This window comes from Inquilinus sp. 2KB_23 (genome assembly GCF_052115705.1).
Classification (GTDB): Bacteria; Pseudomonadota; Alphaproteobacteria; order DSM-16000; family Inquilinaceae; genus Inquilinus; species Inquilinus ginsengisoli_A.
In genome coordinates, this window is sequence record NZ_JBFRHF010000008.1 from 157,444 (window position 1) to 172,559 (window position 15,116).

The 15,116-nt window shown below is 64.8% G+C and carries 10 protein-coding genes; 7 read left to right on the forward strand and 3 right to left on the reverse strand.

Annotated elements, in window-relative coordinates:
- Positions 1-2: 2 nt before the first annotated feature.
- From AB4112_RS12560 to AB4112_RS12570, 3 genes are all read right to left on the reverse strand, one after another.
- Positions 3-1,271: a YcaO-like family protein gene (locus tag AB4112_RS12560; RefSeq protein ID WP_309793835.1), complete on the reverse strand. Its 1,269-nt coding sequence runs from the start codon at positions 1,269-1,271 to the stop codon at positions 3-5.
- Positions 1,181-4,300: an ATP-binding protein gene (locus AB4112_RS12565; RefSeq protein ID WP_441720029.1), complete on the reverse strand. Its 3,120-nt coding sequence runs from the start codon at positions 4,298-4,300 to the stop codon at positions 1,181-1,183. Before AB4112_RS12565 ends, AB4112_RS12560 begins: the two co-directional genes overlap by 91 nt.
- Before the next feature lie 319 nt (positions 4,301-4,619).
- On the reverse strand, positions 4,620-7,463 hold the full coding sequence (locus tag AB4112_RS12570) for an ATP-binding protein (protein ID WP_441720032.1): 2,844 nt from the start codon (positions 7,461-7,463) through the stop codon (positions 4,620-4,622).
- A 342-nt stretch (positions 7,464-7,805) separates the two neighbouring features.
- Here AB4112_RS12570 and AB4112_RS12575 point away from each other — a divergent pair, with 342 nt between their 5' ends.
- The 7 genes from AB4112_RS12575 (at position 7,806) to AB4112_RS12605 (ending at position 15,018) form a co-directional block, all read left to right on the forward strand.
- Entirely contained in the window at positions 7,806-8,228 is a 423-nt protein-coding gene (locus AB4112_RS12575) for a GlcG/HbpS family heme-binding protein (RefSeq protein WP_309793838.1), read from the forward strand.
- 23 nt (positions 8,229-8,251) lie between these two features.
- On the forward strand, positions 8,252-9,307 hold the full coding sequence (locus AB4112_RS12580; RefSeq protein ID WP_441720035.1) for an NAD(P)-dependent alcohol dehydrogenase: 1,056 nt from the start codon (positions 8,252-8,254) through the stop codon (positions 9,305-9,307).
- A 35-nt stretch (positions 9,308-9,342) separates the two neighbouring features.
- Positions 9,343-10,011, forward strand: a complete 669-nt coding sequence (locus tag AB4112_RS12585) for a type 1 glutamine amidotransferase domain-containing protein (RefSeq protein ID WP_441720038.1) — start codon at positions 9,343-9,345, stop codon at positions 10,009-10,011.
- A 106-nt stretch (positions 10,012-10,117) separates the two neighbouring features.
- Positions 10,118-10,417 (forward strand): putative quinol monooxygenase, encoded by a 300-nt coding sequence (locus AB4112_RS12590; RefSeq protein ID WP_441720041.1) that lies wholly within the window; start codon positions 10,118-10,120, stop codon positions 10,415-10,417.
- On the forward strand, positions 10,414-11,847 hold the full coding sequence (locus AB4112_RS12595) for an aldehyde dehydrogenase family protein (protein ID WP_441720158.1): 1,434 nt from the start codon (positions 10,414-10,416) through the stop codon (positions 11,845-11,847). Before AB4112_RS12590 ends, AB4112_RS12595 begins: the two co-directional genes overlap by 4 nt.
- A gap of 163 nt (positions 11,848-12,010) precedes the next feature.
- Positions 12,011-13,240, forward strand: coding sequence for an MFS transporter (locus AB4112_RS12600; protein ID WP_441720044.1), 1,230 nt, complete (start codon positions 12,011-12,013; stop codon positions 13,238-13,240).
- A gap of 113 nt (positions 13,241-13,353) precedes the next feature.
- Positions 13,354-15,018 carry an FAD-dependent oxidoreductase gene (locus AB4112_RS12605; protein ID WP_309793844.1) on the forward strand — a complete coding sequence of 555 codons (1,665 nt, stop codon included), beginning with the start codon at positions 13,354-13,356 and terminating at the stop codon, positions 15,016-15,018.
- Positions 15,019-15,116: the final 98 nt, after the last annotated feature.

The following is a 15,116-nucleotide window of genomic DNA, read 5'->3' on the forward strand; positions in this document are numbered from 1 at the left end:
AGTCAGCTTTCAAGCAGCGGCTGTAGCGCTGGAATGACGATCCGGACAACGCTCAGGCCGGTTAGAGGCTCGGTCTCCAGCCGGATCAGGTTGACGTCTCTGATGTGGCTGCTTTCGAGCAATGCGAGGAGGGGGGGGAGGCCATCTTTGACGCCCTCGGTCTCCGGTTTCGACAGCTTCAGAAAGCTCTGAGTGCGAGGGCCCTCTGCGATCAGCCGCCGATGGGCAGCGATCATCTGCCAGTCCGGGTACTTCGGGTAAACCGCGCGGGTCATGTCGTCACGAGCGCCCGAGATGGCCGCCAGACGTGATTGCGCCGCCTCGAGAATGGCGTGAGCTATCGCTGCGGCAGGATCCAGGCTTGCGGCCGATCCGATGGCTGGATGGGGCAGCAGTGCCTCTTGTCCCTCCACGTCCTCCATCAAATGGCAGCAGATCGTCGCTATGCCGATAGGTGACGGTGCTTGCCAGAGGCCGACGATCAGCCCCTTGGCGCTCAGGGTTTCCAGGAACTCGCAGACCGCAGCATCATCAATCGTCGCCGGATCGATGCGGTTGCGTTGGAAGAAGCCATGAATGCGGTTCGCGCGGGCAACTGCATCCCGTTCGACGCATTCGAGAATTCCGTGCGCGATCGCATCCGTCTCAACGAAGGATGCTGCAAGGCCAGTCGTCGATGCTGCGAAGATCCCGTCATATGGCTGCGGCGGAACCGTGTAGGCGGTGTGCACGAGTTCGAGCGGAACCATGCTGCGACTGCCGTCCATCAGATTGGTGGCCTCCACCCACGCGATCTCCTGATCGTGCCAATCAGGGGGTGCGCCGTCCCGAAGGTGCCTGGCGAAACGGCCAGCCGCGATGGACAACGAACTGGCCGACGCGACGACAGATTCGAAGCGGTCGACGCGCTCGGCGAAGTAGGCCTCGGCAGCCTCTAAAATGGCCGAAATTGCAGCTTGGGTCATGGTGCCGCCCTTGCCTTGCGAGACGGCATTGGAGAGGGAGAACGGCCTCACTACCTGCACCACGGGGACGCCGATGCGGTCGAGACCAGTGATATCGGCGATCCGCGTGATGCCCAAAGCGCCGCGCATCGCCATCAGTCTCGCCAGCGCGTCTTCCGGCAGCGGGCCCGAACGCTCATATCGATCAGGGAGCGGGGTCGGAATTTCTATCCTTGTCACTTGGCGCGCCCGTGCCGTGGCATCGGCTCTGGATTGACGATCAGCGCGGCATTCGGGTTGAGGCGGGTCTTCGCTGCATCGGCGCACTCGCGGTACAACAATCCCAGCTCCGGGGAGAGGCCCGACCACAGCAGAGCGTCGTAGGTGGTAAGCAGAAGCGGCACCGCATTCTGTTCTGCGGCGACGGCTAAGCTCATGCTGAGTGCGCTCACGATTTCGTCAGGAGGAGCGCCCTTCTGGAACAGAAGATAGGCTTTGCGGCGGTGAAGATCGGCGAGCCAATAACGCTGGCCGCTTCGCTCGACCTCGCTTGTCGCCAGCGATATCAACTCTAATCCCTCGCAGGTCTCGCCATCGAGCGCGAGAGTTTCAGCGAGCATTCCGCAGTAGACAGGATAGTCCTCCGGTGTCTGGCGCTCGTGGTGAGCGGCAAGACCCTGTCGCATCAAAGCGATGCCCTTACCAGGATCACCGGAGACACCGTCGCACCATCCCTCAAGTATCTGGGTTGTAGCGACAAGTGAGGGGAAGATGTAGCTGCCCGTGATAGAGCGGATCTCGCCTACGACGTTTCGGAGCGCGGAGATATCCCTGCGAAAATAATGCAACATCGCCTGGTTAACGCAGGCATGTGCGATACTGCCCGCGTGACCCAATTGATGTGCCCAGGATCTCGCCTCCTCGGCCGATCGCGTCGCGCTTGCGGCTCGCCCCGTGAACCATAGCGACAGCGACCGATGTGCCAAGCCGCAGACGCGGGCGTCATGTCCTCCAAACAACGTGGTGTCCTCTCCCCTGTCGACACTGTCGTAAAGAGAGAGGCCCGCGTCCACCGCTGAAATGCAGCTCTCATGCCGTGCGAGATAGAAGTCTATGGTCCAGACGCAGTGCCGCGTCTGAAGTTGCACTTCGCTATCCTCGACATCCCGAAGTTCGTCAAGGACGGCCCGCGCTCGCTCACCGTCGACATCGGTCCCAGTGAACCACCACCCCCAGTAGAGCGGAAACCATTTGGCCCGCTCAGCTAAAGGGCGTCTTCGGGCAAGGTCGACTCCATCCTGATAGAGCTTCTGGGCAGGAGGAGAGTTCGGCCCCTCGGCACTGGTCAACACCGGACCGAGTGCAACCATTGCGGAGAGCCGGAGGATCTCCCGTGGCTGGGGCTCGCTGAGGCTATCGCAAAGGGCCAGGGCGTGGTCGAGAAGTTGGCGGGCCTCGACCAATGCCGATCGAGAAAACCCGTCCTTGCCAGCCACGATTAGCAGTTCGATTGCGTTCTCCGGCAGGCCGGCCCGCTCGGCAAGGACTGCGAGCTCGGCAGTTCCAATCCACGGAGCAATTCGCCGATCGCGGTCGACAGCGTTGAACAGCGTGCGTTGAAGGCCCTGTCGCCTTTTGCGCAGCAGGGAATTGTAGATTGTCTCTTGGATCAAGGCATGTCGGAATTCGTAGGCCGGCCGGCCGGAAGGTCTAATGCGCCTGAGGAAACCAGCATCGCTTAGAGCCTCCAGTGCGTCGCCGATCGTCTCCTGCTCCAACTCGGGCAACAACACTACGAGCAGTGCCTGGTCGAACCGATTGCCAGCAACCGCTGCGGCCTGCGAGATATCCTTGGCAAGGCCCAAGGATCCCAGTCTGGCTTCAACCACGCTCTCAAACGTGGACCCATGAGACTGCGAGATGGTCCGAGCCAGCTTGTCCGCTGCGGGGCCGGCGGCCTCAGCCAACCATTGGCATGTTTCTTCGATATAGAGAGGTATGCCCCCGGTTATTCGCCCAATGGTGTCGAGAAGCTCCGTCTGATCGGTATCCCTGCCCGATGGCCATAGATTGGTAATCGCCTTCCGCGCCTCCTGCTGATCGAGCGGGGACAACCCAATGTGCCGGAAGCCATGCGCTTCTGATCGGCGGGCCGACGATCCGCGCCGAGCTGTGACGATCAAAAGGGCGGGATACTGAGGGACAATACGCACGACTTCCGCGAGCAACTGCCAGGAGGTCGGATCGATCCAATGCACATCTTCGACCGCAACGACGATGGGACCGCTTGCGCATAGCGCCTCTAGGCTTCGACGGATGGCCCAGTGGGTTCTCTCGCGGATGGTCTCGAGATCCGCGTCCTGCAGGGCCGGGCTGGCTCCCTTGGCTCCTAGCAGGAAGGAGAACAGATCGGCCACACCGGCATCGGTGATGCCGAGGCGTCGAAGCTGTTCGGCGATCGCGGCAGATGTTGGCGGGCCTGTGGCTTGCCCGACGCCTTCAGAAAGAGCCTGCAGCAGGGGCAGCAACACGGAGCGATCACCGCCAGGCGAGCACTGGAAGAGCAGCAGTTGTGCTCGTTCTCGACGTGTCGTCCTTCGAACCTCATGGACAAGGCGAGATTTGCCGACGCCTGGCTCGCCCTCGATGAAAAGGGCTTCGCCCTGCCCCGAAACTGCGTTGGCCCATAGGTCCGAGATCACGCTCAGTTCTTCAGCGCGCCCCACAAGCGGGCTTGTCAGCCGTCCAAATGCGAAAAAGCGATCAACTTGCCGCTTGTGGCGGAGTGCGCGCCAGACCCGCTCCGGCTCAACAAAGCCTTTGACGGTGCGGGCTCCGCGGAAAACGAACGCATGGGACCGACGCGCCAGGCTCCTCGTCTTGTGTGACGTGAGAACGGTGTTCGGGTCGGCGATGCCTTGCAGCCGAGTAGCCATGGCGAGCGCAGGTCCCGTGACATGGTCGGGGATCGCCTGTTCTGGTCCTCCTTGGATCAAGCTCACCGACGTCGCAATGCCGACGCGAACCTGCAGGTCGGGCCTGCCGCTCTCCCGGCCGACGCGCCTGCATGCCTCCACGATGTCCAACCCAGCGCCAACGGCGAGTGCTGCCGAGTCCCTGGCGTCGATCTCTGTCGGGAAGAGTGCCACACCACCGTCGCCGGCTTCGACCGTGACGACGCCAGAATTGGATACGATCGCCTGCCGAACAGCGTGTTGGAACGCCGACATCAGGTCCTGGACGTCCTCCATGTCCAGAGCCGTGAGCAGATCGGTTGATCCGACAAGATCGTAGCAGAGAGCGGTCAAAATCCGCCTCTCGTGCGGCACTTCCGCCTGTGGGCTGCTCACCGCCATATTGCGATGTCCTGGCTGATGGCCTGACTGAATCGGCTTCCGCTAGAATCCTGCCACTGACATAGTCCGGGGCCCGCGGAATAAACATGTCGTTAGGGGGGCAACCCGGCCAATTATAGCCGAACCGGAGAAATGACTCACCACGTTCATATGGCCGGTCTCGGGCGACCTCGCTGGTCTGGGCTGGCCCGGGGAAGGGCCGGATCTGGCCGGTTCGGTCGACGTCCGGTTTCGCGCCGCCGGCGCGATGACCGCAATTGGCGGGAGTCGGCCGGGCGGGTGCTTTCGCCTCGGCATGACATCGCGGCCGTCGCGCAGCTCAAAGAGCTCCCAACGCTCTATGCGCTGCCAGCGAATCAGCGCTTTCGAAGCTGGTGTCGAACCGCTCGCAGATGGCCCGTAGCGGCTCCATCGTGCCATTCCGACGGTCGGTCTGCAGGCTAAGTTCGGCTAGGTTGGTCGCGGCGCGCAACTCAAAGCTGAGGGCGCCGCTTTGCTGCGCGATACGCACCGCCACCTCAAACGCCCGCTCGGCGCCTTGCGCATCGCCCACGTGCCGCCGAACCAGGCCAAGAACGCGCACCAGTTCGGCACTGCACCAGCGTTCGTCCCGCTGGTCGGCGTATTCCAGAGCCTTAGCTATGCTGGTGCTGGCGAGGTCGAGACGGTCATGAGCCAAAGCCATCTCCGCAAGCATCGCGAGACGGATCGGAAAATGAGTGCGGAGGTTGCATGCGGCGAGCTCATCGATCGCCCTGCGCATTCTCTCAACTCCGTTAGCATCGCCCCGCGCGGAGTCGATCGCGGCCTGATAGAAGCGTGCGGATGGCGGCCAGGTGTCGATCTGGCGCAGGGCGAGCTTCTCGACGAGCCTTGTCACTTGCTCCTGTGCCAGATCGAGCAAGCCGCACCACAGCGAAACCGGAACCGCCGCCATCGCCAGAGAATGCGTGTAGGACACGGCGTGGTCGAGCGCTGCCCCCGCTTCGACCGCGTCCCTTGCTACCGCCAAGGCACCACGATGATCTCCTATCACCCAGGTCGTCACTGCCAGGTAGTTGCGGATGGCGATGAACCGATCGAGCTGGAAGCGTGAGGTGCGAGACCGGTTGGCGATCGTCGCGTGCTCGCGGGCAAGGGTCGTCAGGCCCGCGTGCCCACGTTCAATCTCGCCGCAATAAAAGCGCGTCGTGAACTCGTGACGATCCGCATCCGGAGCGGCGGATCGCTCGCCGGTAGTCTCGATGATCCCGCGAAGCTGGGCGACCGTCGATAGCACATCGCGATGACGGCCGGAAAAGGCCTGGACGCCGATGAGACCCAGGGTGGCGCGAAGGCGATATTCGACGTTGCCGAGTTGATCGGCCATGCGCTGACCTTCCTGTAGAGCCGCTTCAACCTCCGCGCCGAGGCTGCTGGAAAAACAGCCGTTGATGGCGTGCGCAGCGACCAGCTTCAGTTTGAGTATCGAATCGCAGAAGGGCAGTCGCTCGATGGCATCCAAAGCCGCTTTGACGCGCATCCGGCATTCGACGACCGACGAAAATTCATTCCAGAAGGTGACGGCGGCCGCAGTCAGCCGCACCCCGAGTTCCGCGTCTCCTCCAAGTGTGAATGCCCAGTCGATGGCGCGGCGTAAGTCATTCGCCCAGTGTCCATAGCGAGCAGTCCAGTCCTCCCGGGTTCTCCAACCCCAGTCGGCTTCGGCCGCCTCAAATAGGGTGAGGAGGTAGCGCGCATAACTGGCCATTGCCGTCTGCTGTTCGCCGCCTGCGCGAAGGCGTTCACTGGCAAAGTTGCGCGTGCTGTCGAGGAGGCGGTAGCGCCGGCGCCCATTATGATAGCTGACGGACAGCAGCGACTTTGCAGCAACGCTTTCCAGCCAGGTCGCGATGTCCTCCGGCGCAGCAGGATCACCGCAAACGCCGACCACATCTTCCAGCATGAACTTTCCGCCGAATACCGACAGATGGCGCAACAGACGGGCTTCCCGCGCCGGAAGCAGCCTGTAACTCCAATCCAGCGTCGCCATCAGCGTCATATGGCGGGCCGTTGGAGCGCCCCCCTGCGACGCCAGCGGCTCGAAGCTGTGCTCCAGCAAGCCAAGCAGCGCCGCGGGGCCATCAATGGACAACCTCGGCGCCGCCAGTTCGATCGCGAGCGCTATGCCGTCCAGGCGCCGGCTGATGGCGGCCAGCACGGGCAGGTCAGCCTTGTTCAACCGATAGCCATGGATCCCCGCGCGCCGGACCAGAAGCTCGACTGCCGGGAAGCTCATCGCCGCTGCGGTGTCCGCTTCATTCTCCTCGGCAGGGCAGGCGAGCGGTGCGAGGCGATAGACCGACTCCCACCTGCACCGCAGCGGCTCTCGACTGGTCGCGACGACAAGAAGCTTGGGAAGCGCATGATTCAAATGGTCTGCGACGGCCGCCGCAGCGCTCAGCACATGTTCGCAATTGTCGAGCACCAGCAGCATGTCCCGATTACGCAACGCTTCGACGAGTCCGGCGAGGACATTGACGAGATTGCTGTCCAGCCCTGCCGCGATGGCAACCGCCGGGGCGACGAGTTGCGGATCCTCGATCGTCGCGAGGTCGATAAAGCACACGCCGTCTTTCAGCCGTTCGTCGATTTGCCGTGCCGTTGCAATCGCAATGCTCGTCTTGCCGACGCCCGCTGGCCCAGCGATTGTGAGGAGCCTCGTCTCCGCGAGCGCGCCGACGATCTCCGCCTTGACCTCATCCCGCCCGATCAGCATCGGTGCGACCGGCAGCTCCCCTAAACTGCTTCCGGCAGGATTGGGGAGAACCGACCCGGCAGACGGGTCCAGGACGCGGACCGGCGCGACGAACCGGTACCCGCGGCCAGGCACGGTTGCAATGTAGTTCAAACCGGTCTGCCCTTGCGAAAGGGCGCGCCGCAGCGCGGCGATGTTGACCTTCAGATTGGCCTCATGGACGAAGATGTTCGGCCATGCGAAGCGAATGAGCTCGTCTTTCCTGACGACATCGCCGGGTCTCCGCACCAGTGCATGCAGTAGATCGAGCGCGCGGGATCCCACCCGGACCGGCGTCTCGCGGTGCAGCAGCAGTTGATGATCGGGAATGAAGCGGCATTCGCCGAAGCAGAATATCCTGCCGTCAATGCTGTCTGACCGCTCCATGATCTCTGCCGCCCCCTAAGGGCGGGCGTCGTCACCCGCCTGTGTCGCCAGACCGCTTTTCCCTGTCCCACGATTGCCGGCACGAGGTGCAGCACGGCGGTTCGACATGTGCATTATCAGATTCTTTTTACCGCTTTTTACCACCGGAGACGCGGTCGCGGTGGTAGTCGATTTTCCTAGCCAACACGCGGCCGTCCCGGCTCCAGCACAGCTGGGACAGCATGTGCCGGTCAACTGAAGATCGCCTCGAACGCCGCAGGGGAAACGGCCCATGCGCCGCCCCGCGCCGGCGGATTTGATCCGAACCAATGGCAACCCGACCAGGACAAGGCTGCGAATACGATGCCCCGCTCCTGCAACACCCTGACTCTCTCGGATGCAAAGCGGATGCTCGAGGCGGGCGAGTCCAAGGCCGTCGCCCTCGGCATCGCCTACAACATCGCGGTCGTCGATGCTGGCGGGGCGCTTATCGCCTTCACACGGCAGGACGGCGCCCTGATCGGCAGCATCGACCTCGCCATCGGCAAGGCGGTGACGGCCCGTCTGTTCGACAAGACGACCGCCTATCTGGCCGAGCTTGCTCAGCCCGGCGCGCCACTCTTCGGGATCGGGCAGAGCAATCACGGCCGGGTCGTAACCTTTGGTGGGGGCCTGCCGGTCCGGATCGACGGCGCCATCGTCGGGGCGGTTGGAACCAGCGCCGGATCGGTCGAACAGGACATCGCCGTGGCGGAGGCCGCCGCGGCCGCAGTCAGTGACACCTGAACTTCTGAGAGAAGGGGAAGCCCATGAAAGCGGCCCGCATTCTTGAATACAACAAACCGCTCGTCCTGGAGGACATCCCGGTTCCGGAGATCCAGGCAGACGAAGTGCTGGTCAAGGTCAAGGCCTGCGGGATGTGCCGATCCGATGTTCTGCTGGTCGACGGGTTTTTCCAGGGCTATGGCGATATCCCGCCGCCGGTGATCCCAGGCCATGAGATCACCGGCACGATCGAGAAGATCGGCAGCGTCGTTCCCAAGGCCGCGAGTTTCGAGGAGGGCGACCATGTGGTGGTCTCGCCCGGATGGGGCGACGGAGTCTGCCGCCATTGCCAGGTCGGCAACACGCACATCTGCCCCAATGTGCGCTGGCCCGGCTTCGGCACCTATGGCGGGTTCGCGGAATACATCCCGGTTCCGGCGCGCTACGTGATCAAGGTGGCGAAGCACCTGAAATTCGAGGAGCTCGCTCCACTCACCGATGCCGGGCTGACGCCCTATCGAGGCCTCAAGAAGATCCGCAATGCCGGCGGGCTCGGGCCCGATCGGGTGATCGGCGTGTTCGGCGTCGGCGGCCTCGGCGCCTATGCGGTCCAATATGCCAAGCTGCTCGGCGCCGGCGCGACCGTCGTCGCATTCGCCCGCAATCTCGACAAGCTTGCGATCGCGAAGAACTACGGCGCCGACCATATCATCAGCGTCAAGGGCAAGTCCGCCGACGATGTCGGAAAGGAGCTGAAGAAGGCCACCGGACAGAACAAGCTCGACGCCATCATCGATTGCGTCGGCGCGCCGGAGATGGTGCAGCTGGGGTTCGCCCTGCTGGCGATAAGTGGCCACTACGCGGATGTCGGTTTCGTCGGTGACCGCATCGACGTCCCGCTGTTCCCGCGCGTGTCGGGTGAACAGACCTTCCACGGGTCGTTCTGGGGCAACAACGCCGATCTCAGCGAGGTCATGGCGCTCGCGGCCGAAGGCAAGATCCAGCACACGATCGAGACCATCGGCTTCGAGCAGATCAACGAGTACCTGAACCTCCTGCGGGACAACCGCGTCGTCGGCCGGGCCGTGGTCAGGTTCTGATGGCCTGAGCGAGCAAGAACCAAAGGAAGAAGATCATGACCCAGCACGTCCTGTTCATCGTCACCAACGCGGCCGTGATCGGCCCGCACAGTCGCAAGACCGGCTTCTTCTTCGCCGAGGTCGCTCATCCCTTCGACGTGCTCGACAAGGCGGGGATCGCGGTGGAGTTCGCTTCGCCTGCCGGTGGATGGACGCCTTACGACGCGTATGACGAGAAAGATCCCGCCCAGAAGGAGTTTCTCGAGAGCAAGGCCTTCCGCCGGCTGAATCACAGCCGCAGGCTGTCCGAAGTGGACACCGCCGATTACGACGCCATCCTGGTGCCTGGCGGGCTTGGGCCGATGGTCGACATCCAGCGCAATGCGGCCGTCCAGCATGCCATCGTGCGGGCCTGGACCACGGGCAAGCTCGTGACCGCCGTTTGCCACGGCCCGTGCGCGCTGATCGGCGTGGACCTCGGTGATGGCTCGCCCTTCGTGCGCGGGAAGCGGCTCACCTCGTTCTCGAAGAAGGAAGAGTACGACTATGCCCGCGATGACGTCCCCTACGAGCTGGAGGACGCATTGAGGGCGGAGGGCGCCGACTACTCGTCGGCATCGAACTGGCAACCCCACGTCGTCGTCGACGGCCGCCTCATCACCGGCCAGAACCCCGCTTCGGCGGGGCCGCTGGCGAAAGAGCTGCTTGCCGCCCTCAAAGGGTGAACCGGCGGGATGCGGGCTCAGGCATTCGGCGTGCGGTTTGAACCCGCACGCTCGAAGCCTGGCCGCTCGAAGAAGCCCCACCTGCCCATTTCACCGGGAGCTGCGCGTGACGCAATCGCCGTCCAAGATCACCGCCATCCTGACCGCTCGCCCGGGCAGGAGCGCTGAGCTCAGAGCGCTGCTCGTCGGCATGGCGCCGCAGTGCAGGGCCGAACCCGGCAACCTTCGTTGGGACGTCTGGCGCGACTCGTCGAACGACGATCGCTATGTGCTTGATGAGCTGTATCGGGACGCTGCGGCCGTCGAAGCCCATCGAAACTCACCGCACTATCAAAGCTACCTGGCCAATGTCCCCGAGCTGGCCGATCGGATGGCCGTGGTCTCGGAGGCGGTGGAGGTCGGATAGCTCGGAAGGCACCGAAGCCCGGCAACCCTGCGGCTTGGAGAAAGAGGACGAGCATGGTCGAGGTTGTGCAAGCGTTCGATCGCGAGCGCATCGCGGAGCTGCCGACGGATGACCCCCTGGCACTTGAAACCAAGCTGGCGACGGCGCGTGCCCTGTTCCAGGACCGCGCCGCGTGGCTGCAGCCGCATGAGCGGATGGCCGTGCTGCACAGGCTCGCGGGCCTTGTCGAAGCGCGGCGCGAGTCCTTCGCCACGCTGATCGCGCGCGAAGGCGGGAAGCCATACTCGGATGCGCTGGTCGAGACCGACCGGGCGATCGACGGCATCCGCAATGCCGCGGACCTGCTGCGCAGCCGGGGCGGCGTCGAAATTCCCATGGGCCTGACCCCGGCGAGCGAGAATCGCCGCGCCTGGACGATCAAGGAGCCGATCGGCGTGGTGGCGGCGATCTCCGCCTTCAACCATCCGCTCAATCTCATCGTGCACCAGGTCGCGCCCGCCATCGCCACGGGCTGCCCGGTCATCGTCAAGCCGGCCATGGCGACGCCGCTGTGCTGCGTCGAGCTCGTGAAGCTCGTCCACGATGCCGGGATGCCGGAGGGCTGGGTGCAGACGCTGCTTCCGGAAAGCCGCGACCTGTCCGAAGCCTTCGCCACCGATGCCCGCGTCGCGTTCCTGAGCTTCATCGGATCGGCGGCTGTCGGCTGGCGGCTGCGCTCGATCCTGGCGCCCGGGACGCGCTGCGCGCTCGAGCATGGCGGCGTCGCGCCTGTCATCGTCGACCGGGGCACCGATCTCGATGCAATCATCGAGCCGATCGCCAAGGGCGGCTACTATCACGCCGGCCAGGTGTGCGTGTCGGTCCAGCGCATCTTTGTGCATTCCGATATCAAGCAGGAGTTTGTCGACCGCTTTGCCGCGCGGGTCGGGCAGTTGCGCGTCGGCGATCCGACCCGCGCCGACACCGAGGTCGGCCCACTGATCACACCGAAGGAAACGGAGCGGGTCGAAAGCTGGATCGCCGAGGCCGTGGCGGGGGGCGCGCGCCGGATCGGCGGCGAGCGCTTCAGCAGGACGATGCTGAAGCCCGCGGTACTCGTCGATCCGCCGCGCGACGCGAAAGTCTCGACGCACGAGATCTTCGGGCCGGTTACATCAGTCTATGGCTATGACCGGATCGACGAGGCGATCGGCGCCGCCAACTCGCTGCCCGTCGCGTTCCAGGCCAGCATCTTCACGCGTGATCTCGATGTCGCCTTCGACGCCGCCGAACGGCTCGACGCCTCGGCGGTGATGGTGAACGACCACAGCGCATTCCGCACCGACTGGATGCCCTTCGCCGGCCGGCGCGAATCCGGCTACGGCGTCGGCGGCATTCCCCACACGGCGCGCGAGATGACGGCGGAGAAGATGGTCGTCTTCAAGCGATAGGGGCGGTCGTCGGTTCAGGGCGCCCCCGATATGCACCGAACACTCCGCGCGCCGAGGTCGGCGAGGCGGCTCACGACGGGACGAGGCGGACGGCAAGCCGGATGAGAGGACATCGGACGACACGCTGAGCGGATCCGCGCAGCCATCAGCAATGGAGGCAGGGATGCTGGACAAAGCCTATCGCGGTCAATGCGCCGCGGTGACGGTGCATTGCACGAATGAAGCACAGCGGCGCAAGCGTGGCTTCACGCTGTTCGCGCTGGCGCTCGGCAGCTTCTGCATCGGCACGTCCGAGTTCGCGAGCATGGGGATTCTGCAGCTGTTCTCGGCGAGCCTCGGCATCGACATCCCCACGGCGACGAATGCGATCGCGGCCTATGCCTTCGGCGTGGTGGTCGGCGCTCCTCTGGTGACGCTGGTGGCGGCGAGGCTGAACCGGCGGACGCTGCTACTGTGCCTCATGGGGCTGTTCATCCTCGGCAACGTCCTGTCGGCGGTCGCCACGGATCTCGGCATGTTCGCCCTGGCGCGCTTCATCAGCGGCATGCCGCAAGGGGCCTATTTCGGCGCCGGCGCCGTGGTGGCGTCGTACATCGTCGGGCCCGGCCATTCGGGCAAGGCGTTCGCGCTGGTCATGACCGGGCTGACGATCGCGACCATCATCGGCTCGCCGCTGGCGACCTTCCTCGGTCAGACCCTCGGCTGGCGGAACACCTATTTCACCGTCGCCGCCCTGGCCGGTCTGGGCTTCCTGGCCCTGTGGAGCTGGGTGCCGCGGACGGAGGCGCTGCACGGCGGCCCCGTGGTGCAGGAGCTGGCCTCCCTGCGCAGGCCGGCCGTCTGGGCGATGATGCTCGTCGCGGCGCTCGGCGTGGCCAGCATCTTCGCCGTCTACACCTTCATCGGCCCCTTCGTCACCGATGTGGCAACGCTGGACCAGGTCTGGATTCCGGTCGCGCTGGCGCTGTTCGGCGTCGGCATGACCGCTGGCAACCTCATCGGCGGACGGCTTGCCGATACCCACCCCACGCGAGGGCTGATCGTGGGCCTCGGCTGTGCCCTGATCGTGCTCGCACTGCTGGCGGCCGGCGGCGGCAATGTCTTGATCCTGATGCCGGCGCTATTCGGCGTCGGCGCGACCATGATGGTCGCCATCCCCACGATCCAGGTCCGCCTGACACGCTTCGCTCCGGAGGCGCCGACGCTGATGGGGGCCATGAACCTCGCGGCGCTCAACGTCGCGAACGCCATCGGCGCCTGGGCGGGCAGCCTGACCATCGCCGCCGGCTACGGCCTGCTTTCCGCCGTATGGGCGGGTTTCGGGCTGACCCTTCTTGGCCTTCTCGTCTTCGCGCTCACCCTGCCGAAGGCACCCCAGCTCGCGCCCGCATGACCCGCACCCTCGCGGAAAGGATTGGCTAAGCTGGTGCGTGTCATAGACTGATGCATCGATGCCGGACGATGCCACGCACCAGCCTGAGCACGGGCCGATACGGAGTCCACACCATGGCGATCAGCGACGATCGGCGAGAGCAGACATATCCGACGCTTTCGGCTCTCCAGATTGGCACGGCCCGGCGCTTCGCAAGCGGTGAGCCGCGCCGCTTCGGCCCAGGCGATGTCCTCTATGAGATCGGCACCCGCAACGTCCCTGCCTGGCTGATCCTCGAAGGCTCGGCCGACGCGCTGCAGCGCGGCGCAGCCGGCAGGTCGTCGGTGATCGCCACCTACATGCCCGGCCAGTTCACCGGCGAGACCAATCAGTTGTCGGGGCACGCGACCCTGGCGTCGGTGGTTGCGGGCGAGAAGGGCGTGCTGGCGATCCCCTTTGATGCCGCGCATCTTCGCGCCCTTGTCATCGGGTCGGCAGATCTCGGTGAAGCGATCATGCGCGCCTTCATCCTCCGGCGCGTATCGCTGATCGAGGAAGGGCGGATCGGCGGCGCGGGGTCGGTTCTGGTTGGCCGCCGGGATGCCGCCGACATCGTCAGGCTGTCCGGATTCCTGACCCGCAACGGCTATCCCCACGCCATTATCGCCGCCTGCGAGACCGAGGGGCGCGAGCTGGTCGAACGGCTCGGCATCGCCTTCGAAGACCTGCCGTTGATGATCTGCCCGAACGGCACATTGCTGAGAAATCCGAGCGATGCAGACGCGGCGTCCTGCCTCGGCATCATGCCGGATCTCGACCCGAAGATCGTCTATGACGTGGCGGTCGTCGGAGCGGGGCCGGCCGGGCTGGCCACTGCCGTCTATGGCGCGTCCGAGGGGTTGTCCGTCCTCGTTTGCGATTCGCGGGCCTTCGGCGGCCAGGCGGGCGCATCCGCCCGGATCGAGAACTATCTCGGATTCCCGACCGGAATCTCCGGACAGGCTCTCGCGGGCCGTGCCTTCAACCAGGCGACGAAGTTCGGTGCCGAGCTCGCGATTCCGCTTACGGTCGGAAAGCTGTGCTGTCATGGAGCCGATGCGGACGCTCCATTCTCCCTCGAGCTCAGCAATGGATGTACCGCGCGGGCGCGTTCCATCGTCATTGCGTCGGGAGCGCGCTACCGTCGGCCGGATGTGCCCAATGTCGAAGAGCTGGAAGGGGCCGGCGTCTCCTACTGGGCGTCGCCGATCGAGGCGCGCCTCTGTGCCGGAGAGGAAGTGACCCTGGTCGGCGGCGGCAACTCGGCCGGCCAGGCCGTCGCCTATCTCGCGCCGCAGGTCCGGCACCTGCATCTCGTGGTCCGGCGACCGCTCGAGCAGACCATGTCCCAATATCTGATCGACCGGATCGCGGCGTTGCCCAATGTCGAACTGCATGTCGGCAGCGAGATCGTCGGCTTGCATGGCGATCGGGAGACAGGCCTGACCGGCGCCACGTTCCGTGACGCGCGAACCGGCGAGACCGAGCAGTGCGCGTCGCGCCACCTCTTCCTGTTCATCGGCGCCGATCCCAATACAGGCTGGCTCAACGGCTGCGTCGCGATCGACGGGAAGGGCTTCGTCCTCACGGGGGAACGCGCCGGCGACAGCGAGCGGCTGCCGCTGGAAACGAGTTGCCCCGGCATCTTCGCCGTTGGCGACGTCCGTGCCGGCTCGACCAAGCGGGTCGCCGCCGCCGTCGGTGAGGGCGCCGCCGTCATCGCGCAGATCCATTCCCTCCTGGCGCGAAATCAGGAGTGATCCCGAGATCGAGCCGCCTGCCATGAGGTCCGCTTCGGGGCCCTCGGGATGGCCGGTTTCGGACATCTTCGTCGGGCTTGGTTCTGCCGCGATGGGCG